Below are 22334 nucleotides of genomic sequence, written 5' to 3'. Positions count from 1 at the left end.
CTACTATTCCCTATTCATTATTCACTATTATCTATTTAAGGTTCACTATTATCTATTAAGCTTTTCTTTGATTTTAGAAACTTTTCCACAGCGTGCTGCTTGCATCAGAAGGCATTCTTAGATCGCCTCTTGGAGATAGACTAACTGTTCCCACTTTTGGTCCATCAGGCAATGCAGACCTTTTAAACTGTTGAGTAAAGAATCTATGTATGAATTTATAAAGCCATTTTTTAATAACTTCCTCTGAATAGTCTTCTTTAAAAGCATGTTTGGCAAGAAAAAGTATTTTACTAGGTTCTGTGCCATAACGCATAAAGTGATATAAAAAGAAATCATGAAGTTCGTAAGGTCCAACTATATCTTCTGTTTTTTGAGTTATTTTACCGCTTTTGTCTTTGGGTAGTAACTCGGGACTTACAGGTGTATTTAAAATATCTATTAAAATTTCTGAAATATTTTGGCTTACTTCTTTTTCTGCAACATATTTTACTAAGTATCTTACTAGAGTTTTTGGTATAGAGCAGTTAACAGAGTACATTGACATGTGATCTCCATTATATGTACACCATCCTAAAGCTAGTTCAGATAAATCTCCTGTTCCAATTAAGAGACCACATTCTTTATTTGCGATATCCATAAGTATTTGTGTTCTTTCTCTAGCCTGAACATTTTCATAGGTTACATCATGTACTTTAGCTAGATGACCTATATCTTTAAAATGTTGAATACATGCATCAACTATGTTTATTTCTCTTAAATCAGTACCTAAAAATTTACATAAGTTTACTGCATTTGAATAGGTTCTGTCTGTTGTTCCAAATCCAGGCATTGTAATTGTTATTATATTTTTTCGAGGTATGCTTAGCATATCAAATGTCTTTATTATTACTAGTAGTGCTAATGTGGAATCGAGTCCACCTGAAATTCCTACAACTGCTTTATTTATTTTTGTATGATTTATACGTTTTGCAAGAGCAGAAGATTGAATTTTGAATATTTCACTACATCTTTTTTCCCTTTTAATTTCATCATTAGGAACGAAAGGATGCCTATCTATATATCTATCAAATTTTCCAATATCAAGTGAATTATATTCAAAAGCGATCTCTCTTACTTTGAAAGGACAATATTTAACGCTATCCCTAAAGCTAACATTTTTTAATCTTTCACTATTTAATTTATCAATGTTAATAATAGACGTAATGACTTCATTTTCACGCTGGAATCTCGAATTTTCTTTTAATATTGTACCGTTTTCACCTATAAGCAAATGACCACTAAATAATAAATCAGTTGATGATTCAAAAACACCTGATGACGAATAAATATAAGAAGATAAACATCTTGCACTTTGAGAAGATACAAGTCCACGTCTATAATCTGCCTTGCTTACCATTTCATTTGAAGCTGATAAGTTGCCTATTATATTTGCTCCTAAAATGCTCAAATAACTGCTTGGAGGAATTGTAGTCCAAAGGTCTTCGCATATTTCAAATCCAAATTTAAATTTGTTATATGTAAAAATCAAATCAGTTCCAAATGGTATGTCTTTTTGAAATATCATATCAACTGTTTCATTTACCACATTTAATCCTTGAGTAAACCATCTTTTTTCATAAAATTCATTATAATTTGGGATATAGCTTTTTGGAATTATGCCAAGTATTTTACCACTGAATATTATGTATGCACAGTTATATAAGCATGTTCTATATAAAAGAGGAGCACCTACTGCAATTAAAATGTCTTTTCCCTTAGAATAAGAGCATAATTCTTCAATAGCTTTATTAGAATGTTCTAATAATTGATTCTGAAGGAAAAGATCTGCACATGTATATGAAGTAATACATAGTTCGGGAAGAACAATCAATTTAGATTTTTCTTTAAGTGCTATATCTATACAATTTTTTATATTTTTTATGTTGAATTCTATATTTGCTATATCTGTTATGGGACATGCTGATGAAACTTTTATAAAACCGTTTTTCATATATTCACTACCTTTCTTGTTATACTTGCAAAGTTTTTAAAATCGTATAATTCTCTAGACAAAAATACGAAATTTATAGCTTGATAAGTATATCTCAATAAGATTATACCATTGTATGCGAGTTTTACAACAGAATTAAAGAAAAACAAAGAAAATAAAAGCATGGTACATGTAAACATTAAATATGGTATTAAATACTCTATAATAGAATGAAATTAAACTTTAAATATTTCGTAATATACGCTATAATTAAATCATAGAAGTAATATAATAATAGTAGTCAAAGGAGGTGGAATAAATGGATTGGTTCGTATTAATTGTATGGATAATGATAGGAGGGGCAGCTGCATATATAGATATTACTACAAGTAGCTTCTTGTTTATTTGGTTTACAGTTGGAGCTATTGTTGCAATAATTACACTTATTTTAGGTTATGGCTTAATTGTTCAAGTTGTTGCTTTTGTAGTAGTTAGTACAATATGTGTTGCAATTGGATATCCTATTGTTAAGAAAACTATAAAAAAGACAGTCAAAATTACACCTACTATGGAACAAAATTATATTGGAAAGGAGTTTATAATTGAAAAAGATGTAAATGAAAAGGCTACAATTAAGTACGAGGGTATATATTGGACTGTTAAAAATACAGGAGATAAAATTTCAAAAGGGACTAAAGTGAAGATCGTAGGGATTGAAGGAAATAAATTATTGATTAGCAAGTGAACTCGTTTTGCTATAACAAAGCATAAGTACTTTAGATTTAAGGTTGTTTGCTGATACAAATATAGCTGGTTTTGCTATAACAAGACATAAGTGCTTTTAAGTAGAGATGCTACTCCACGTAAAATAAAAGCTTAAATCAAACACTTAAAGAAGTGAGAATATTGTTGAAATGATAAAAAAATATAGGAGGAGTTTACATGTTTGGTAAAATATTAATTATAGTTTTGTTTATATTTATTATAATGATGATTATTTCATCCATTAAAATTGTTAACACAGGGTATGTTTTTATTGTTGAGAGATTTGGGCAATTTCATAGAGTTTTAGAACCAGGATGGCATTTTACTATTCCATTTGCTGATTATGTTAGAAAGAAGATATCCACAAAACAACAAATTCTTGATATACAACCACAAAATGTTATTACTAAGGATAATGTAAAAATTTCAATTGATAATGTTATTTTCTATAAGGTGCTTAATCCAAGGGATGCAGTTTACAATATAGAAGATTATAAGTCAGGAATAATATACTCTACTATAACAAACATGAGAAATATTGTTGGGGATATGAGTTTAGATCAGGTTTTATCAGGAAGAGATAGAATTAATGCTAAATTATTAGAAATTGTTGATGATATAACTGATGCATATGGTATTAAACTCCTTTCAGTTGAAATCAAAAACATAATTCCACCTGTTGAAATACAGGAAGCAATGGAAAAACAGATGAAGGCTGAAAGAGATAAAAGAGCAGCTATACTTCAGGCAGAAGGTCAAAAACAGAGTGAAATTGCTAGAGCAGAAGGTGAAAAACAGGCTAGAATACTTAAAGCAGAAGCAGAAAAGGAAGCAAATATTAGACGTGCAGAAGGTATGAAAGAGTCACAATTATTAGAGGCAGAAGGTAAAGCTAAAGCAATAGAAGAAATAGCAAAGGCTCAAGCAGATGCTATCAATAAAGTAAATAGAGCAATAATTGAATCTGGTACAAATGAAACTGTTATTGCATTAAAACAAGTAGAGGCACTTAAAGAAATGGCAAATAATCCTGCTAATAAATTAATACTTCCAAATGAAACATTATCAAGTCTTGGTAGCATAGCAGCTATAGGAGAAATGCTAAAAGGTAAAAAAGAGTAGAAAACTTTAATTCATAGTATTTGCGTGTGAGCATTTGATGTACATTATTAGAGAATGTATATTGTAGACTACAAAAAATCTTGGCAATAGTGCCAAGATTTTTTTATAAATGAGTAACTTTTATAATTTAACAGCGTATATATTATAGAATGTATTGATAGCAATAATATATTGATACGATATTGAAGTTATTAATTTCAGGGGGAGTGTATAATAATGAATAAAAGAAAAATAATATCTTTTTTAATAGCCTCAGCTATTATTACAAATTTAAATGTGGTTGCTTTTGCAGATGGAAACATTAATAAAAGAGAAGTCAAACCAGCATTGTTGATTTCAACTCAAAAGCAGAAGAAAGATTACAAGATTAATGAAGATATGGCTAAAGAAATTGCAAAGAAAATAGTTTCAAATTACTTTGGAGTTAAAATTAATAGCGATTTCAAATATTATTCAAATTTAAATGAATACAAAAATAGCGATAAGGAATATGCTTATTGGAATGTAACTTTTGGATTAAATACTCATGAAAAAAATATATATATAAATGTAATGATTGATGCAAATAGTGGTTTGGTTAATGAAATGAGTATATATGACAATTCTAGTGATAATAGAGCATCAATACCGAATATATCATTTAATGAAGCCCAACAAGTAGGTAGAGATTTTTTGAATAAAATTAATCCTAAATTATTTAAACAATGTGAACTTCAAAATAAGGAGTGGGTTGTTAATAAATATGATTCTACAAATTATACTTTCAATTATGTACGAAAAGTAAATGGCTTAAGATATTATGGTAATAATATTTCTGTTACTGTTAATGGTGTTACAGGTAAGGTTACTTCTTATAGTTGTAACTGGGATAATAATCTTATTTTTCCAGAAGTTAAGGATGTTATAGCAAAGAATGATGTTGAAAAAATATTTGATAAGCAGCTCAAAGTAAACTTGGTTTATAAAACATTTAGGAATAAATATGAGTATCAAGATGCTGATAATAAAAGAAATGTTAAATTGGTTTATCAGCAAAATTTAGAGAATGGCAATCGTATAGATGCTATTACAGGAGACGTATTATATACAAATAAAGAAAATGGCAAAATAGAAGAAAAGAATATTAATGATGAACAAAGAGAAGAGTTTTATAAAAGTTATAAAGCTGTTCATAAATTTAAAGAACCAATATCAAAGGATAAGGCATATGAATTTATATCAAAATACATTGTTGATAATTATGGTAAAGGATTTGATATAAGCAATTTAAATTACAGCAATGATGAGGCAAAAAATAAAAAGCAATGGCGTGCCTCTTTTAGCAAAAAGAGTGTTAAACAGGAAGGTGTATTGATGGGAGCTAAGGATGCAATATTAACACAAGAAACAGGATATATTACAATAGATGCATTGACTGGCCAAATAGTATCAATGAGTAAAAATAATTATTACAAGCCTTATAATTTAAATGATGAAGATTTTGAACCGGTACTAACATGGGAGGAAGGGTACAACAAAGCTATAAATTTATTAAAGAAATATTATCCAGATAAAATTAAAAATATAAATTTATTACAAAAACATTATATTCATAATGATGAATCAAACGTAAAAGAAAAAACAAAGTATAAAGAAAAATATTATAATTACTCTTTTAGTAGAGTGGAAAATGGTATACCATATAATGATAATAGCATAAATGTTTCAATAAATACTAAAACAGGAGAGATATCAAATATAAATTGTAGATGGTATTACGATGTTGAATTCAAATCTCCTAAAAATGCTATAAATGAAAATATGATTAGAAAAATGATTTTTGATAAGTATGAGCCAGAATTATATTATGCATATACAAACAGTGATAAAGTAGGTGCTGTTAAAGAGAATAATGGACAAAATATTAAACAGAATGATAAACACATGAAACTTGTTTATAGTCTAAGAGGTAAAAGTGCTGTTTATAGTTTCAATGATATAGATGCATTTACAGGAAAATTATTGGATTATAGTGGAGAAGAAATCAATGATAATGTAGAGCAATTTATGGAGGAAATAAAGGGAAGCAAATATGAAAAAGAAATGCAAATACTTGCATACTGTGGTATTATTGATACTAAGGGATTTAAACTTAAAAGAGAAGTACAATATATAGATTTAATAAAGACATTGGTTGATGCTTTAGGATATAGACCATATGTTATTGAAAAACAAGATTTTAACATGAATTTACGTGCTGTTAATAAAAACGACAAATCAAACGATAGCAAAGCTAATTATTTATCTCCACAAGAGTATATAAAAATGGCAAAATACTATGGATTGCTTGACAAAGATATTTCAAGTGATGATTTAAAAAAGATTGTTACAAGACAAGAAATGTCAAAGGCTTTTATTAAATTCCTTGATTATGATAATATTGCAAACTGTAAAGGTATTTTTGCATTGAATTTTGATGATGCTAGTAATATAAGTGAAAATAATGTTGGCTATGTAGCAATAGCATATGGACTAGGTTTAGTTAAAGCTGAAGACAACAGATTCAGACCAAATGATAAATCGACATATGAAGAAATGTGTATTGCACTTTTCAATGCTCTTCAGAACAAGAAAAAAAATAATGGGTATATTTGGTACAAATAGTTGCTAATCAAATATAATAAGACTGTCCTTTTAGGGCAGTCTTATTATATTTCAACTCATATTTTGCTAAATGAATTTTAAAACCAATTATTTATCTTACACTCCGCTAAAATATGTTTTATTAGGTGAAACAAGTACTGTGCTGGCATATGCTAAAACCACGAAATGGAAGGTAGCAGAACTTTGTGTTAATTTTATTGAAAAGAAATATATGACTGGCAAAAAGGTAGTTTTATCGATTTTACAAGACTCCCACTTCTGTAAGTGGGAGATTGAAGCTTTTGCTTTAGCAAAACGAGTTTACTAGAGAATAAACCGTAGGAAATTATTTTTAAGGAAAAGGGGAATTATACTTAAATTCAGTTAAAATTAATTTTAAAGTTACATTATGTTAAATATCAATTTACAAATTATAAGTAAAATGGTATAATTTAAAATAGATGATAGCAATTTAAAATTGACTTGTTATTTATTTTAAATTGCCTAAGAAAATATATAGTTGAAAAATGTTTCAAATAAAAGAAAAAATATTTTTAGAAAATTTCTATAAAAATTGAAACATTTTGTATCGCAAAATCCTCTTAATATATGTGGAAAGCTAATTGGCTGATTAATTTAAAAATAATATTAGTGGCAAGTTAAGTCGTACATTATTCACAAAAACTTTCGGTAGTTTTTGTGAATAAAAAATGACTGAGTTTGTTAAAAGGATAGTGTAAAGTATTTACACTATCAAAAACTTTTTGAGGTGATATTATGAAAAAAATTATAAGTTTATTTATTACAATGTTTATGTTAAGTTGTTTTATATTTCCACTTTGTGTAACTGCTCAAGAAAACAGTATAGATATAAAACATAAGTTGCAAAAGTTAAATGCTCAAAGTAATAGTTCATATTCTCTTAGGGCATGGGGAATTATAAATGTTTTAGATGCTTTGACAGCTTGTGTTATTCCATATGAAACTGAAGAAATGGTAGGAAGTATAAGATGTTTAGGATAAAATTAACTTCTATAAAGGAAGATTTAATAGTAATTTTTATAATAGTATTTTTTTTAAGCTGGGGATTAGTATTCTATTACAATTCATCAATTGAGCAGATTTATAAAGATAAAGGAGAAATATTAGAAATTATTCCATTAGATAAATCAAAAATAGTTTTATTTGAAAAAGATAGTGAAAAAGGCATAAAAACATTACATGCTAACTATATTAAAAAGACACCTATTGGTTGGAGAAAATTTCGTTCTTCTGAATTTGGATTTTCATATAATAAAACTAAAATAGATAATTCTCCACCTTATGCTGCTATATTTGAAGAAGAAAGTTGTCTATTAACATATGGGTATGTAGATAGCAATGTTGATAAAGTAGTTATGATATTAGATAAATTACAATTATCATATAAAGTGGATAACGTAAAAAGATATTGGTATTTTTTGATACCTAAAGATTGTTCAAATTTTAAAACACGTGAATTTTATTTTTTATTAAAAGATGGTTCTAAATATTATCCACATAAACACTAATTAGCAAGTTCAATTGTACATTTTTGTGAATTAAGAATGACTGAATTTGCTAAATCCCCTATGGGGACTTGAAGGGGAGTTTAGACAATCTTTAAAACTACTTCTGAAAGTTTATCAAAACTAGACAATTTTAGGGTCAGAAGATTTAAATCTTGTCTATTTTTACCAATCTACTCTAAAGAGCGTACAGAAAAAGGGGCTGTCGCATTAGCACTTTTAAATTGCTAATGTGACAGCCCCTCGTTAAGTTTTGAAAGTGGACTATCACATTCCTTTATAGGTGTGGTAGTTCACTTTCATATATTTCAGTAGAAAAAATAGTGAAATAATTACAGGCGATGTGATATAATATCATTGTATGCATTTATTTAACAAGTAAGAAGGACGGTGCTTATGGATAAGTGGAGTTTAAACAAACTAGAAATCAAGGCTATTAATTCAGAAATAAATGAAAACATAATTAGAAGTTTAATGACTCCAGTTGCAAGTAGAAAGAATTTCAAATACAATTCTTATGTTGTGACTATACCTATATATTTTTATAGATTTATAGGTATAAAGGAAAACGAAGAGAAATTTTATACCGATATTGCTAAATTGGACAGAGAACTAAGAGCTTTAGGAAGTCTATATTTACGGGTTTCAGATGGATTAAATAGAGATATAAGCATTTCAATTCAAAATGCCATAAGTGATGTTTGGAATAGGTGTGTTAAAGATGGCAATATTGATTCAGAGCAGATGTTCATATTTTTAGATAGTAATAATTTATTTCCAAAGATAAAAAATGTTACTTTATCAAAGCAAATTAAGAGCAATTTAAGAGCATTAGTGGATTACTATTTGAAGAGCAATAAAGATATTGATATTAATAAATTTAAGATTATGATGAATTATATGATTCATTGGATAAATCACTATTGTAAGGAATTATTTGATAAATTTAATTATTCAGAAATGAATCCAAAAGTTTTGTTCTATGGTGATATTTCCATAGATGAGATATTTTTTCTCATATTTCTTTCAACACTGGGATGTGATGTTTTATATTTTAATACAAATGAAACAGGAAGTTTTGATAAGATTGATAAATTGAATTATTTTTCAAGGGAAATACTTTATCATAAAAGAGCAAAAATTAGGCCATTTCCTGAAACAATCAATAAAAGAGTTGGTACAGCAGCTTTCAAAGCCAAAAAGGAAATTGGTGATATGCTTTTTTCAGAGGAATCGAAATTTTATAGACCGTGGCAATTCGCAGAATATAGGGTAAATGCTGTTACGCTTAAGACTACTTATGAAGAAATATTTATATGGGCTAAGGAAAAAGCGTATATTAGAGATGGATGGAATGTATCTAATAATGAAGTATATATCCCCAATATTTTTGCGAAAGTAAGTGGTACTCATGATGATATTGATAAATATTGGAAGGAAATTGATAGTATATTAAATCAGAAGCAAGTTAAATTTTACAACAAACTTCCAATAACAGCACCTATTCACATGGAATATGGAAAATTTAACGAAGTGCATATCATGTATGGCGATTCAAGTATTGATGTAAACAAAATGATAAATTCAAGTTGGTGGAAGTACAGAGAACTTAGAACAGGTCTTCAGATTTCAATAGCTGAAAAAATAAATGAATTATGTACAAATCCAGTTATAATCAATAGAGAGAATGAAGACTTTAGTGATTTTCAGGTTGAAATTTTTTCAGTTCTCATAAATCTTGACACATCGATAATGCAAATGCTTCAAGGGAATGATTATCCACAGGAAGTACCTAAAATTGTAATATACAATAACGAAAAAAATGGAAATCTATCCTTTGAGGACTGTGTAATGTTGGCTTTTATGAATTATATGGGAATTGATATAATCATATTTAATCCTTCGGGATATAATGATATTGAAAACTATATTTATTCAGACTTATATGATGTGCATATACTAGAAAATATGCGTTTTGAGCTTGACTTTCAGAAATATGATAATAAAAAGGGATTTTTCAAAAGATTGTTTAAAAGAAAAGGAGGGAGACCATAAGGTCGTTTTTTATGGATAATGTAGGTAATGAAGTGTTGATTGTTAATGAAGAAAATGTAGAAGAAAAAGCTAAAAGCATAAGTTTAGAACTTAAAAAGTCACCAGAGGTATTAAAAATTGCTGAAGATTTAAATGTTAATGATGCGAATGCAATATTGGAATTTGGAAATGAGCCAGCAGAGCAGATATCAAAATTTGCTGATCAGATTCTACATTCTATTAAATCAAGTGCAGTTGAGGATTCTGGCACTATGATAAAAGAATTAACCAGTATTATGAAGAAATTCGATAAAAAGGATTTTGAGAAAAATGAGAGCAATGGATTTTTAGGTAAATTATTTAAAAAGCCAAGTAAAACCATGGAAAAACTTATAGGAAAATACAATACTATTGGAGCAGAAATAGATAAGATTTATACAAAACTCGGAGCATATAAATCTCAAATCAATGATGCAAATATAATGCTGGATGAACTTTATGAGCAAAATTTTGATTATTATAGAGAACTCGAAAAATACATTGCTGCTGGAAATGTTATAATTGATAAAATGGAAAATGAGGATATACCTAAATTACAGCAAAAAGCAAATAACAGTGGAGAACAAATGGATGCAATAAATTTAGAAAATGCTAAAACAGCTTTAGAGATGCTAAGGCAAAGAGTGTATGATCTTGAAATGGCAAAAATGGTTGCACTTCAGACAGCACCACAGATTAGAATGATACAAAAAGGAAATTATAAGCTTATTTCAAAGGTTCATTCTGCATTTATAATAACAATACCTGTATTTAAGAATGGTATTATACAAGCGATAGCATTAAAAAGGCAAAAATTAGTATCTGATTCATTAAATGAGTTAGATAGAACAACGAATGAATTGCTTTTAAAGAATGCAGAGAGTATTAAAAATCAGAGTGTTGATATAGCTAAATTGACAGGAGGAACAAGTGTTAAGATTGAAACACTTGAAAAGACTTGGCAAACAATTATGAATGGAATAGAAGAAACACATAGGATAGAAGAAGAAAATAGAAAGTTAAGAGAAGAAGGAATAGCAAAGATTCATGATATGACTGAAAAACTAAAACAGAAATCACTACAATAATCACTACAATAAAATGAAAAGAATCATTTTATGAACAAAGGAGATATTTATAATGATAGAATTTAAAGATGTATCACTGCATATCGATAAGCAAGATAGTAATACAGCTATTGTTAAGAATATTAATTTAAAATTTGAGGATAACAAAATCTATGTTGTTACAGGACCTAATGGTGGGGGTAAATCAACACTGTGTAAGCTTATGATGGGTATTTATAAGCCTACTTCAGGGAAGATATTGTTTGATGGAGAAGATATAACGAATTTAAGCATAACAGAGAGAGCAAAGAGAAAAATAGGGTATGCTTTTCAGCAACCAGCACATTTTAAGGGTATGACTGTAAAGGAATTAATAGCGCTTTCAGCTAGAGATAATCCCAATGGTGTTGATATACCAGAATTACTAGCTGATATGGGATTATGTCCTAAAAGTTATTTAAATAGAGAGGTTAATGGAAATTTATCAGGTGGAGAAATTAAAAGGATTGAGATAGCTACTGTTTTGGCAAGAGAGCTAAAACTTGCTATTTTTGATGAGCCAGAGGCAGGTATAGATTTATGGAGTTTTAAAAGATTGGTTCAAACATTCAAAAATATGCATAAAAAATTTAATAGCACTATTGTTATTGTTTCTCATCAGGAAAGAATTATAAATATAGCCGATGAGGTTGTTGTATTGTCGGGGGGAACTGTTAAGAAAAGGACATATAAGACAGATATCATTAAGGAAATAAGAGAACAAGCGGCTTGTGATTATTGTGAAACCTGTGAAGAAAAGAGGTAGCTACTATGGAAAATTTAATAAATAAAAATATATTAAACGAGATTGATAATGCTGATAAAATATATAATGGAGTACACAACATTAGGAGCAATGGTAAGTCAATAAGCAGAGTTACATCAGATAATGTTGAAATAATAAGTAAGGAGAATAATTCAGGATTAATAGTAAATGTAAAAAATAATGTAATGGGGGTTACAGTTCATATACCTGTAATTTTGACAAATGAAGATTTTACAGATACAGTAAACAATACTATTAATATTGGTGAAAGTTCTGATGTGGTTTTGATTGCTGGTTGTGGAGTCCACAATTCTGGTATTAACAAGACTGTACATGATGGTGTGCATGAAATAAAAGTTCATAAGGGTGCAAAGCTTAAATATATAGAGAAGCATTATGCAGAAGGAACGAGTGTATCTAAAAAGATATTTAATACAAAGACATATATTGAAGTATATGAAGACGCTACTTTAGAAATAGAATTGGTTCAAATTAAGGGTGTTGATAGTAGCGAAAAGTATACCAATATAATTCTTCACGATAATGCACACCTTGTTATTACTGAAAGAATATTTACAGAATTATATCAAGAAGTTACTTCAAACATAAATATTGAAATGGTTGGTAAAAATTCAAGTGCTCAAATTGTATCACGTTCTGTAGCAAAGGATAACTCAAAACAGATTTTCTATTTTAATTTAGATGGTAAAAATAAGTGTAGTGGGCATATAGAATGTGATTCTATAATAATGAATAATGCTAAGGTAACATCGGTGCCTGCACTTTCTGCATCAAATGAGGATGCTGAACTTATACATGAAGCTGCAATAGGAAAGATTGCGTCAGAACAAATATTGAAGCTTATGTCTTTAGGACTTACAGAGGAAGAAGCACAGGATACAATACTTAAAGGATTTTTAAAATAGTTAAATTTATTTACTGAGGAGAAATAAAAATGGAGCAAAACGCTTTTTCTAGAACTGAATTGATTATTGGGAAAGAAGCATTACATAAGTTGAAAAATAGTAAAGTTATTGTTTTAGGTATAGGAGGAGTAGGGAGTTTTGTAGTTGAAGCTTTAGTACGAGCTGGTGTTGGTAAATTGGTTTTAGTTGATAATGATACTGTTAGTATTTCAAATATCAACAGACAAATAATAGCCACAATGGATACAATAGGTAAATTCAAGGTCGAAGTAATGAAAGAAAGAATACTTAGCATAAATCCTGACTGCAAAGTTGAAATTCATGCTAAATTTATTAGAGAAGATAACATAGGTGAAATTATTTCAAAGGATACTGATTATGTAGTAGATGCTATTGATACTGTTTCATCTAAGATTGCTGTTATAATGTGGTGTAAAAGTAATAATATAAATATAATCAGTTCTATGGGAACAGGCAATAAATTAGATCCTACCAAGTTTGAAATAGTTGATATATTTGATACTAAGGTTTGTCCACTTGCAAAAGTGATGAGATATGAACTTAAAAGAAGGGGAATAAAAGATCTAAAAGTTCTTTATTCAGAAGAAAAACCGATAAAACCTGAAAGAAGAAAATTTATTGATAAAGAAAAAAATAGTTGCACAGATGGAACAGAGAAAACTACTATAAGAAAACAGATTCCAGGAAGTATTTCATTTGTTCCACCCGTTGCAGGTATGATTATAGGCGGAGAGGTTATAAAAGACTTAATCCATTAGTATTACTCCAAGCTTTCTATAGAAACTGTAACTTACAGTATCTGATATAGGAAGCTTGTTTTCTTTTTGAAATCTATGAACTACATTTTTCATGTAGTTACCATAAATTCCATCAGGATTGGCTTTGTAATACCCTATATTTTTTAGTGATCTTTGCACTTCATACACGTCTGAACCTCTCATGCCGGGCTTTAATGTGCGAAGATAAGATCCAAAATTACCATATGGTCCACCATATATTATTACTTGTGTTCCATATGGAGTTATTTTATATAGTTCAGCTACGTCTTTGTTTTTCATCCTTATACATCCATGTGAAGAATTCCAACCAATTGAATTAGGCTTATTTGTTCCATGAATACCATATTTGCCCCATGGTACATTAAATCCCATCCATCTTCCACCAAAACCTTCACCCCAAGTACCTTTGCTTATTATCTTCCAAGTACCTATGGGTGAAGGAGTTGATGGTTTTCCAGAAGCCACAGTATAAGTCTTAATTAAATTACCATTTTGGAAAACAGCAAGTTCATTTGAAGTGATATCTACCAATATTACTATGGGCTTACCTGGCTTATATCCTTCTATGTTAATATCTTTAAAACTTTCAATATGATTAAAATAATTGCTTAAAATAATTAAAAATTCAATTATTAATAAGAAAACTAGTATTAAAACTATTTTTTTGAATTTTGACATTATATTTGTTACCCCCGCATTGAGTTATGCTTCAATATTATTTTTATGACATTTAACTGTTATATATTAGTAAAATGCATAAAATTATTAGCATTTTTGCGAGGGTAATGTGGGTAATGAATAATTTACTTGAAATATTTCATTAGTGTTGTATTTTTCTCAATCGCATGCATGAGAGGAATACCTAGTCCATAGCAACACACAATTTCACCAAAACCAACTTGAAGCATACATAAGTATAATGGCATTTCTGGGACATAAAGAACCTTAAGCATAATGCCTATCATAATAGCATTTATTATAACAGGGGGTAATGGTGCTAAAAATTTCTTACCCTTAATATTGCTTTTGCCTATTAAATATGTTAGCACTGCGGCTATTAGCGTAGCTAGTGAACCTAATATCAAATCAGGAATGCCAATTGGACTAATTATATTTGAAATAATACATCCTAAAAATAATCCTGGAATCGCCAAAGGTGAAAAATAAGGTAAAACAGTTAATCCTTCAGCTATTCTGAATTGAACTACTCCAAATGATATAAATGTAAGAGAATAGGTTACTGCTGCATAAATTGCTGCTATTAATGCTGTAAAAGCAATCTTTTTTGCTTTTGAGTTAGTTTTCAACATATTCAACCTCCATAGTTTTAATCTATTTATTAATTTTAATATGTTCTAGGTGCATAAGGATATTTTTAGAACCATATACAAGTAATTATTCTAATACAAATATACTGTTGTGTCAAAGTAGGGTGTTCTTAGGTATTTTAAAGAAAATAACAGATTAAATATGCTAATCTATTTTTTGAAGATGTTTAAGTTATTTAATGAATGAAATTAAAAAGTATGTTATTATTTTTGTATATAAAAAATAGAGGGAGAAAAGTATGAGGGAAAATTTTTTTGATGCTAAAGAGACAATGCTTTATAATGGACTAAAAATTGTAACAGTAAAAAGAAATACTCAATTGATGTCTTTGAATGTGGGGATTAATGTAGGTTCAATTTATGAAGATGAGAGTCAAAGGGGAATTGCACATTTTATTGAGCATATGATGTTTAAAGGTACTCATTCTAAAAATAATGAAGAAATAAATGACATACTTGAAGGATTAGGTGGTGATTATAATGCGTATACTGATTATACTAGGACGGTATATAGCATTACTGCACTCAGCAATGAATTAGAGCCTGCTGTTAGTATAATAGCTGATATGCTTATTAATTCAATTTTTCCACAGTCTGAATTAAATAAGGAAAGAGGAGTTATATTATCTGAAATAAAGACAAGCATTGACGATATTGAAGATTTGAGTTATAGAAAAATAAATGAAATTGCATTTGATAGAAATCCTATAAAATATGAAATACTAGGATATGAATATAGTGTTAACAATATTGAAAGAAAACACTTAGTCGAATTTTACAAAAAATATTATGTTCCTAATAATTGTTGTATATCGGTAGTTTCTCCATTCGAACACGAATATGTTATGGATATAATAAAAAAGTACTTTAATTTATGGAAATATAATGAAATTTTAAAAAAATATGTTATAATAGAAAATAATAAGCCTATTATAAAGAAAACTTTTAAAAAGGACATAGAACAGGGTACAATAACTTATTTGTACACATTTTATGGATTAACTGAGAAAGAAGAATTAGCATTGAGAATATTGAACAATAAATTTGGGGATAGTTCGAATTCTATATTGTTTAAGGAATTAAGAGAAAAAAGGGGTTTAGTATATGATGTTTACAGTACACTAGATATTAGTAAAAATATAAAGACACTTTATATTTTTACTTCTATGGACAGCAAAAATATTGATAGTGCTTTGAATATTATTGATTTATGTATTGATAAAATAATAAATAAAGAAATCATATTTGATAGTAATACTATGAAGCAAATAAAAAAAGTGTTTAAAACATCTATAGCTTCAACATTAGAAGATTCTAGTGAATTGAGCAGTTATGTTCTCCTTCAAATAATGGAAGATGATGATATATTTAAGTTTGAGCATGAGATGGAATATATTGACAATATGAAGGGAGAAGATTTATACAGCGTTGCAAATAAAGTTTTAAAAAATCCTACTATTTACATAATTATGCCAGAAAAGAGTGAATAACATGGAGAATAATATAATTACAAAAGTGGAAATTCAAAAGAAAAATAAGGATAGAGTGAATATTTTTGTTGATGATGAGTTTGCATTTGCATGTAGTGCGGAACTTGTTTATAAGTACAGTTTATTTAAAAATAAGCATATTGACTTTGAGTATATAAGTGATGTTATAAATGAGGATAATTATATTAAGGCAAAGAATAGAGCATTAAGAATACTAGAAAAATGTATTAAAACTGAAAAAGAAGTAAAAGAGAGATTGATTAAGTTAGGATATTCAGATGATACAGCAGAAAGAGTATTAAAATTTCTGAAAGAATATGATTTTATAAACGATAAGAAATATGCAAAAATGTTTATAAAAGAAAAAATATTAAAAGAAGGAAGAAATAAGATAAGATTTGAACTTCTGAAAAAAGGTGTTCCTGAAGAAATAATTCAAAATGAAATAGATTTAATTGAATGTGAAGAAGAGAAAAATTCTGCGTTTGAATTAGCTGAAAAAAGATACAAAGTTCTTAAAAAATTAGAAACAAATGATAGTAAGATTTATAAGAAACTTTTTAATTATCTTGTCAGAAGAGGATATGAATATAATGATATTAAAAATATTCTTAAGGATATACTTAAAGAGGATGAAGAATTATATTAATAAGGAGTTAATTTAAATATGAGCAGGTGAATGTATGTTTAAGAGTGATGCCATAACTTTATTCTTGATTATTGTTTTTTTGTATCCTATTACAAAAGGATTTATAATTAAATTTTCATCGTACAATCTTAAAAGAAATATTGAAAGTATAGCAAGAAATATAGTGTTTTTAATTGCTATATTTTTAGGAATGCAAGCAGTTAAGAGATTATTTGAAGAGTATAAAAAGGGAACATTCGATGGTATTAAAAATTATTTTCCATATAGAGTAAATCAATTTATAACTGAAAATACCATTATTATTTATATTGTAAGCATTCCTATTTGCATAATAGTAATTTATGAAGTTTTAGTATTGATAATAAAGTTAATTAATAGTATCACAATATATCCAGCACTTGACAGTATTGAGAGAACACTTGAGAGAAAAGGCAATTTTTTAAAGAGAATTATAGGAGCAGCTTTTGAAATACCTAGGTCAATCATATATGTTATAATAATAACATTTACTTTAAATATTGCATCTATAATTAATTTGGGGATAAATATAAATGAAAATTTAGAGAGGTCATTTTTGTATAATGAAATATGTAAACATGTAGTATTACCAGTTGCAAATTCTGTTATAGCTGAAAAACTTCCAATAATAATAAATGATTCATTTAAAATAGTTAAAAAGGAAATTGATTCAGCTAGCAGTAAGAATGTAATAGTATATTATAATGGAATTACAATAGATGAGGGTGTCAAATCAAACAAAAAAATTGATTCTTTTGCAGTTACTTTAACTAAAAAAGCTAATAATGATTATCAGAAGGCAAATATGATTTATAATTGGATAGGAAAAAATATTAAATATGACAGCGATAAGGCTAAAATGATAATGGGCAATGATTTTAAGAGCAAGTCGGGTGCAATTAGTGCGTTTAATACTAGAAAGGGAATATGCTTTGATTATGCATGCCTTTATGTTGCTATGTGCAGAGCAAATGATATCAAGGTTAGAATGGTAACAGGCAAGGGATTTAACGGAAAAATATGGGTAAGCCATGCTTGGAATCAAGTGTATATAAAAGAGCAAAATAGATGGGTAGATGTAGATGCCACTTTTTATATAGGGGGAAACTATTTCGATAGTGATAAATTTAAGTCCGATCATATTCAAGAGGGTATTGCAGGAGAATGGTAAAAAATAATGCATATATTGTACTAAAAATAAGTATAAATATGGGCTTGGCTCATATTCAAATACTTTGCTCTTAATACGAAATATGCATTATGGTGTTTTATTTCATAATTATTTTCTGTAGCCTTTTAATATTAAATTTATTGCTTTTTCACATTCAACGTCGGAATTATCAAGTGCCCAAGCTAAATTAAAATAAAGTAGAGATTTTTGTTTATTATCTATCATTGCATAGCAGTATGCTAAATTAAAATAGTATTTGCTGTCCGATCGTATTTTTACTGCTTTTTTGAGTGATTCAATTGCAAGCATATATTTTTTTAATTTTATGTAGCATACTGCTACATTGTATAGTGAACTTGCTTCGTTTTTGTTTATTTCAAGTGATTTTTCATACATAGATATAGCTTTTTCATATTGTTTTAAACTGTATAGTTCATTAGCTCTTCTGAAATAATCCATAGATAACACCTCTTACAAAATAATGCTTATACCTTATAAATATCCAATTTTAGAGATTTTTATACCGAATATAGAAAATTATTCAAAAGTTCTATATCTTTTCTCTAAAATTGCTACGCATTTATACATAAGAAAAGCTAATATTGCAAGAATTATTATGCTCATCATTACCATATCTAATTGAGAAATTTGTCCACCAAATATAATTAAAAATCCGAGTCCTTCTTTTGCAACTAGGAATTCACCCATTATTACACCAACCCAAGAAAGACCAACATTTATTTTTAGTGCAGATATTAGAGTTGGAATGGATGCAGGAATAATCAAATGAGTAAGAATTTGAAATTTTGTTGCACCAAATGTCTTTAGTAGTTTTATTTTATCTTCATCTACTGATTTAAATCCATTAAGAACTGTTATTATTGTTACTATTATTGATATCAAAAGGGCAATTATTATTATTGCACCTATACCATTACCAACCCAAAATATTATTATTGGGGCTAGTGCAACTTTTGGAAGTGCATTTAATACAACTATATAAGGATCTAATACTTTTGCTACAAAATCGGACCACCAAAGCAAAATTGCTATTAGAGTTCCTAAAAATGTTCCGAGAGAAAAACCAAGTATAGTTTCTCCACATGTTATTAATATATGTTTAAATAAATCACCTTGATTGTAAAGTTTAACTAGTGTTTTTAACATTCTTGAAGGTGTGCTAGTTAAAAATGGGTCTACTATTTTCAAATCTCCTGATATTTCCCACCATGCAAAGAATATAATCAATATTAATATTTGAGTTATTATTATTTTTCGTTTTCTTCTTTTAACTTTTTCAATATAATTTTTATGCTCAATACTGTTATTTGACATTTGAATCCAACTCCTTCCAAATTGAATTAAAATACAGTCTAAAGTTTGGAGCTTCTCTTCTTTTTAAAGGAGAAGAATATTCTTTAGAAAAATTGATGATTTCTGTTTTTCTAATTTCTGCGGGTCTATTAGAAAGAACAATTATTCTATCTGACATAGATATGGCTTCTGGTATATCATGAGTTACCATTATTACGGTTTTTTTCTCATCTCTTATTATTTTAAACACTTCATCACTTATTTTTAATCGAGTTTGATAGTCTAATGCAGAAAATGGTTCATCTAACAGTAAAACGTCTGGATTTGTGGCTAATGTTCTTATAAGAGCAACTCTTTGACGCATACCACCAGAAAGCTGTTTTGGGTAATGATTTCTAAAATTCCATAATCCATAATGCCTAAGGAGGCTTATTACATAGTCTTTATTTTTTTCTGTAAATATTTTCTGTATTTTTAATCCTAATATTACATTTTCCCAAACGGAAATCCACTCAAATAATTGATCTTTTTGGAACATATATCCAATATTTTTGCTTGAGGTACGAATTTTATTTTCATGTATATAAATTTTGCCTTTTGATGGTGTAAGTAAGCCTGCAATTATGTTAAGTAAAGTGGATTTACCACAGCCGGATGGTCCAACTATGGTTAAAAACTCTCCCTCTTTAACACTGAAAGAAATATTTTTTAGTGCAGTTGTTTCGGAGGTTATAGTGTGATAGTTCATATATATATTTTTTACATCAACCTTATTCAAGCTATCATCCCCTTCTAATAACTTATGGTTATAACACACAAGTTTTATAATATAAAATATGATTTAATGTATACATGTGTTATAGTATAAATTGATTTTTATTCTTTTTTATACCAATATAACCAACAATATGGAGATTTTGTAATTATTTTGATATAATAGTGAATATATTAATTGCAATCTGTAGAAAATGAGGTAAATATTATATGGAAAAATCTATATTTAAAGAAAGCTTTAATTTTATTGATATTTGGAAGTGCAACATCACAAATAGGAACACTAATGTGGACAGTGAAATTTCAAATAATACTAGTTGAGAATAATAATATATTTGAATATTAATGTAATAATGTATAAGGAGAATATTAGTATGAATATAAAATTATTAAAACAGAAAGATTTTTCACTATTAATAATGGGGAAATTGGTATCTCTTGTAGGTACAAATATGCAGAATTTCGCATTGTCATTGTATGTATTAAAAATTACAGGTTCAGCTACTAAATTTGCATCTGTATTAGCAGTAACATTAATTCCTGAATTGATTTTAGGACCTGTTGCAGGTGTATTTGCTGATTGGTTTGATAGAAAGAAAATAATAGTTTATTTAGATATGCTAAGTGGTATTATAGTTGGTATATTTGCAGTGATTTTTAAAATTAACGGTGGACTTTCTTTAGGATATATATATATTTTAGTAATTCTGCTTTCTATGGCATCTTTATTATTACAACCAGCTGTAAATACGGTTATTCCAAGTATTATAAAAAAAGATGAGTTGGTAGATGCTAATAGCATAGTTACCGTTATAATGAGACTAGGTAATTTACTAGCACCAGCAATAGCAGGTGTTTTATTTGGGTTTTATGGTTTATTAGTAATATTAATTGTAAATTCCATAAGTTTTATTGTATCTTCTATAAGTGAAATGTTTATAAATATACCTAAATCAAATAAAAAACCAGAAAAAATCAATGTAAAAGCGTTTTTTGGTGATTTTTCTGAAGGTATTAGTTTTATAAAGAATAAAGAAATTATGTTAAGTATAATGATTTTATGTTTATTAATTAATTTAGCAGCTGATGCAACATTCTCTGTAGGGTTAACTTATGTATGTAAAGAAATATTTAAAATTACTGATTATCAGTATGGTTTTTTTGAATCAATTTTAGTAGTTCCAATGATTATGTCACCTTTTATTTGCAGTATGGTTTCTAAAAAAATTAAATTAGGTAAACAATTATTTTTAGGGTATATTATTGCCTCTATATTAATTGGTATAATAGCAGTAATAGCTTCTCCATTCTATACAAATTTATTTACAGGCAATTTCATACCATATATTAGTCTTATAATAATTACATCACTTTGTATTTTAATATCTGGAGTTGCTAATATTGCAATGTTTACAATAATTCAAAAGGAGACTCCTCTATCATTAATGGGGAGAGTAATGACTGTAATGACTACAGGTGGTATGGCAACAATTCCTTTAGGTAAAATGATATTTGGGCTTTTACTTGATAATATAGAAGCTTGGATGTGTATAGGATTATCTGCAGTTTTATTGTTTATGGTTATTATTATTTTGAGAAAAAAATTAAGCTTTGATGAAAAATGTGATGATGATGAAGAAAAACTTGAAACTTTACAAGATATAGATTTATCTCATGAAAGTTAAGATTTGTGATTGTTATAGAGTGAACTCGTTTTGCTAAATCAAAACATTGGGACTTCAGGTGGAGACTCTACTCCACCTGAAGCAAAAAGCTTCAATCTCCCACTTATAGAAGTGGGAGTCTTGTAGAAACGATAAAAACAGGTATATTACAATGATTTGAAACTTAACCTAATTATCTGTATCAAAAAAAGAATCGTTTTGAATATGAT

At 28.0% G+C, this 22334-nt stretch carries 20 protein-coding genes; 14 read left to right on the top strand and 6 right to left on the bottom strand.

Features of this window, described 5'->3' with window-relative positions; all coding sequences use genetic code 11:
- Positions 1-73 precede the first annotated feature (73 nt).
- On the bottom strand, positions 74-1990 hold the full coding sequence (locus CLTEP_RS02615; RefSeq protein ID WP_066822193.1) for an NAD(+) synthase: 1917 nt from the start codon (positions 1988-1990) through the stop codon (positions 74-76).
- 298 nt (positions 1991-2288) lie between these two features.
- Here CLTEP_RS02615 and CLTEP_RS02610 point away from each other — a divergent pair, with 298 nt between their 5' ends.
- The 10 genes from CLTEP_RS02610 (at position 2289) to CLTEP_RS02565 (ending at position 13675) form a co-directional block, all read left to right on the top strand.
- Positions 2289-2714, top strand: a complete 426-nt coding sequence (locus CLTEP_RS02610) for an NfeD family protein (RefSeq protein ID WP_066822190.1) — start codon at positions 2289-2291, stop codon at positions 2712-2714.
- Between the two features lie 197 nt (positions 2715-2911).
- The gene (locus tag CLTEP_RS02605) at positions 2912-3856 is read left to right on the top strand and encodes an SPFH domain-containing protein (RefSeq protein WP_066822187.1); all 945 of its coding nucleotides are present in this window, start codon (positions 2912-2914) and stop codon (positions 3854-3856) included.
- Positions 3857-4072: 216 nt separating this feature from the next.
- Positions 4073-6499, top strand: a complete 2427-nt coding sequence (locus CLTEP_RS02600; protein WP_066822184.1) for a YcdB/YcdC domain-containing protein — start codon at positions 4073-4075, stop codon at positions 6497-6499.
- A 756-nt stretch (positions 6500-7255) separates the two neighbouring features.
- Positions 7256-7501 carry a hypothetical protein gene (locus tag CLTEP_RS02595; protein ID WP_066822181.1) on the top strand — a complete coding sequence of 82 codons (246 nt, stop codon included), beginning with the start codon at positions 7256-7258 and terminating at the stop codon, positions 7499-7501.
- Positions 7489-8028: a hypothetical protein gene (locus tag CLTEP_RS02590; RefSeq protein ID WP_066822178.1), complete on the top strand. Its 540-nt coding sequence runs from the start codon at positions 7489-7491 to the stop codon at positions 8026-8028. Before CLTEP_RS02595 ends, CLTEP_RS02590 begins: the two co-directional genes overlap by 13 nt.
- A 393-nt stretch (positions 8029-8421) precedes the next feature.
- Entirely contained in the window at positions 8422-10080 is a 1659-nt protein-coding gene (locus CLTEP_RS02585; protein ID WP_066822175.1) for a YceG family protein, read from the top strand.
- 11 nt (positions 10081-10091) lie between these two features.
- On the top strand, positions 10092-11186 hold the full coding sequence (locus CLTEP_RS02580) for a toxic anion resistance protein (RefSeq protein ID WP_066822172.1): 1095 nt from the start codon (positions 10092-10094) through the stop codon (positions 11184-11186).
- A gap of 52 nt (positions 11187-11238) precedes the next feature.
- Entirely contained in the window at positions 11239-11970 is a 732-nt protein-coding gene (locus CLTEP_RS02575) for an ABC transporter ATP-binding protein (protein WP_066822169.1), read from the top strand.
- A gap of 5 nt (positions 11971-11975) precedes the next feature.
- On the top strand, positions 11976-12896 hold the full coding sequence (locus CLTEP_RS02570) for a SufB/SufD family protein (protein WP_066822166.1): 921 nt from the start codon (positions 11976-11978) through the stop codon (positions 12894-12896).
- 29 nt (positions 12897-12925) lie between these two features.
- Complete coding sequence (locus CLTEP_RS02565; RefSeq protein WP_066822163.1) at positions 12926-13675, top strand: tRNA threonylcarbamoyladenosine dehydratase; 750 nt, start codon at positions 12926-12928, stop codon at positions 13673-13675.
- Here CLTEP_RS02565 and CLTEP_RS02560 read toward each other — a convergent pair.
- Together CLTEP_RS02560 and CLTEP_RS02555 are read right to left on the bottom strand one after the other, a co-directional pair.
- Complete coding sequence (locus CLTEP_RS02560) at positions 13664-14374, bottom strand: L,D-transpeptidase family protein (RefSeq protein WP_066822160.1); 711 nt, start codon at positions 14372-14374, stop codon at positions 13664-13666. The two genes, CLTEP_RS02565 and CLTEP_RS02560, sit on opposite strands and share 12 nt — an antisense overlap.
- 125 nt (positions 14375-14499) lie before the next feature.
- Positions 14500-15006 carry a QueT transporter family protein gene (locus CLTEP_RS02555; protein ID WP_066822158.1) on the bottom strand — a complete coding sequence of 169 codons (507 nt, stop codon included), beginning with the start codon at positions 15004-15006 and terminating at the stop codon, positions 14500-14502.
- Positions 15007-15263: 257 nt separating this feature from the next.
- Here CLTEP_RS02555 and CLTEP_RS02550 point away from each other — a divergent pair, with 257 nt between their 5' ends.
- The 3 genes from CLTEP_RS02550 to CLTEP_RS02540 are packed head-to-tail and all read left to right on the top strand — an operon-like array spanning position 15264 to position 18352.
- A complete protein-coding gene (locus tag CLTEP_RS02550; protein ID WP_066822155.1) occupies positions 15264-16514 on the top strand; it encodes a M16 family metallopeptidase in 1251 nt (416 codons plus the stop codon).
- Between the two features lies 1 nt (position 16515).
- Positions 16516-17163 (top strand): recombination regulator RecX, encoded by a 648-nt coding sequence (recX, locus tag CLTEP_RS02545; protein ID WP_066822152.1) that lies wholly within the window; start codon positions 16516-16518, stop codon positions 17161-17163.
- Between the two features lie 34 nt (positions 17164-17197).
- Positions 17198-18352 (top strand): transglutaminase-like domain-containing protein, encoded by a 1155-nt coding sequence (locus CLTEP_RS02540; protein ID WP_066822149.1) that lies wholly within the window; start codon positions 17198-17200, stop codon positions 18350-18352.
- Positions 18353-18460: 108 nt separating this feature from the next.
- Here CLTEP_RS02540 and CLTEP_RS02535 read toward each other — a convergent pair whose 3' ends face one another.
- The 3 genes from CLTEP_RS02535 to CLTEP_RS02525 all read right to left on the bottom strand — a co-directional run bounded on the left by CLTEP_RS02535 (position 18461) and on the right by CLTEP_RS02525 (position 20444).
- Positions 18461-18811 carry a tetratricopeptide repeat protein gene (locus CLTEP_RS02535; RefSeq protein WP_066822146.1) on the bottom strand — a complete coding sequence of 117 codons (351 nt, stop codon included), beginning with the start codon at positions 18809-18811 and terminating at the stop codon, positions 18461-18463.
- Positions 18812-18889: 78 nt separating this feature from the next.
- Positions 18890-19687 carry an ABC transporter permease gene (locus tag CLTEP_RS02530; protein WP_066822143.1) on the bottom strand — a complete coding sequence of 266 codons (798 nt, stop codon included), beginning with the start codon at positions 19685-19687 and terminating at the stop codon, positions 18890-18892.
- Positions 19677-20444 (bottom strand): ABC transporter ATP-binding protein, encoded by a 768-nt coding sequence (locus tag CLTEP_RS02525; RefSeq protein WP_066822140.1) that lies wholly within the window; start codon positions 20442-20444, stop codon positions 19677-19679. The genes CLTEP_RS02530 and CLTEP_RS02525 overlap by 11 nt, the downstream gene beginning before the upstream one ends.
- Before the next feature lie 370 nt (positions 20445-20814).
- Between CLTEP_RS02525 and CLTEP_RS02520 the strand changes: the two genes are divergently transcribed.
- Complete coding sequence (locus tag CLTEP_RS02520) at positions 20815-22125, top strand: MFS transporter (RefSeq protein ID WP_066822136.1); 1311 nt, start codon at positions 20815-20817, stop codon at positions 22123-22125.
- Positions 22126-22334 lie beyond the last annotated feature (209 nt).

Source organism: Clostridium tepidiprofundi DSM 19306 (assembly GCF_001594005.1).
Lineage (GTDB): Bacteria > Bacillota > Clostridia > Clostridiales > Clostridiaceae > Clostridium_AC > Clostridium_AC tepidiprofundi.
Note: the sequence above shows the minus strand (reverse complement) of the source record. Positions and strands in the feature narration are given on the sequence as shown.

Coding starts and splice junctions, on each gene's coding strand:
- CLTEP_RS02615 (WP_066822193.1), bottom strand. CDS start 1,990: ATGAAAAACGGTTTTATAAAAGTTTCATCAGCATGTCCCATAACAGAT.
- CLTEP_RS02610 (WP_066822190.1), top strand. CDS start 2,289: ATGGATTGGTTCGTATTAATTGTATGGATAATGATAGGAGGGGCAGCT.
- CLTEP_RS02605 (WP_066822187.1), top strand. CDS start 2,912: ATGTTTGGTAAAATATTAATTATAGTTTTGTTTATATTTATTATAATG.
- CLTEP_RS02600 (WP_066822184.1), top strand. CDS start 4,073: ATGAATAAAAGAAAAATAATATCTTTTTTAATAGCCTCAGCTATTATT.
- CLTEP_RS02595 (WP_066822181.1), top strand. CDS start 7,256: ATGAAAAAAATTATAAGTTTATTTATTACAATGTTTATGTTAAGTTGT.
- CLTEP_RS02590 (WP_066822178.1), top strand. CDS start 7,489: ATGTTTAGGATAAAATTAACTTCTATAAAGGAAGATTTAATAGTAATT.
- CLTEP_RS02585 (WP_066822175.1), top strand. CDS start 8,422: ATGGATAAGTGGAGTTTAAACAAACTAGAAATCAAGGCTATTAATTCA.
- CLTEP_RS02580 (WP_066822172.1), top strand. CDS start 10,092: ATGGATAATGTAGGTAATGAAGTGTTGATTGTTAATGAAGAAAATGTA.
- CLTEP_RS02575 (WP_066822169.1), top strand. CDS start 11,239: ATGATAGAATTTAAAGATGTATCACTGCATATCGATAAGCAAGATAGT.
- CLTEP_RS02570 (WP_066822166.1), top strand. CDS start 11,976: ATGGAAAATTTAATAAATAAAAATATATTAAACGAGATTGATAATGCT.
- CLTEP_RS02565 (WP_066822163.1), top strand. CDS start 12,926: ATGGAGCAAAACGCTTTTTCTAGAACTGAATTGATTATTGGGAAAGAA.
- CLTEP_RS02560 (WP_066822160.1), bottom strand. CDS start 14,374: ATGTCAAAATTCAAAAAAATAGTTTTAATACTAGTTTTCTTATTAATA.
- CLTEP_RS02555 (WP_066822158.1), bottom strand. CDS start 15,006: ATGTTGAAAACTAACTCAAAAGCAAAAAAGATTGCTTTTACAGCATTA.
- CLTEP_RS02550 (WP_066822155.1), top strand. CDS start 15,264: ATGAGGGAAAATTTTTTTGATGCTAAAGAGACAATGCTTTATAATGGA.
- recX (WP_066822152.1), top strand. CDS start 16,516: ATGGAGAATAATATAATTACAAAAGTGGAAATTCAAAAGAAAAATAAG.
- CLTEP_RS02540 (WP_066822149.1), top strand. CDS start 17,198: ATGTTTAAGAGTGATGCCATAACTTTATTCTTGATTATTGTTTTTTTG.
- CLTEP_RS02535 (WP_066822146.1), bottom strand. CDS start 18,811: ATGGATTATTTCAGAAGAGCTAATGAACTATACAGTTTAAAACAATAT.
- CLTEP_RS02530 (WP_066822143.1), bottom strand. CDS start 19,687: ATGTCAAATAACAGTATTGAGCATAAAAATTATATTGAAAAAGTTAAA.
- CLTEP_RS02520 (WP_066822136.1), top strand. CDS start 20,815: ATGAATATAAAATTATTAAAACAGAAAGATTTTTCACTATTAATAATG.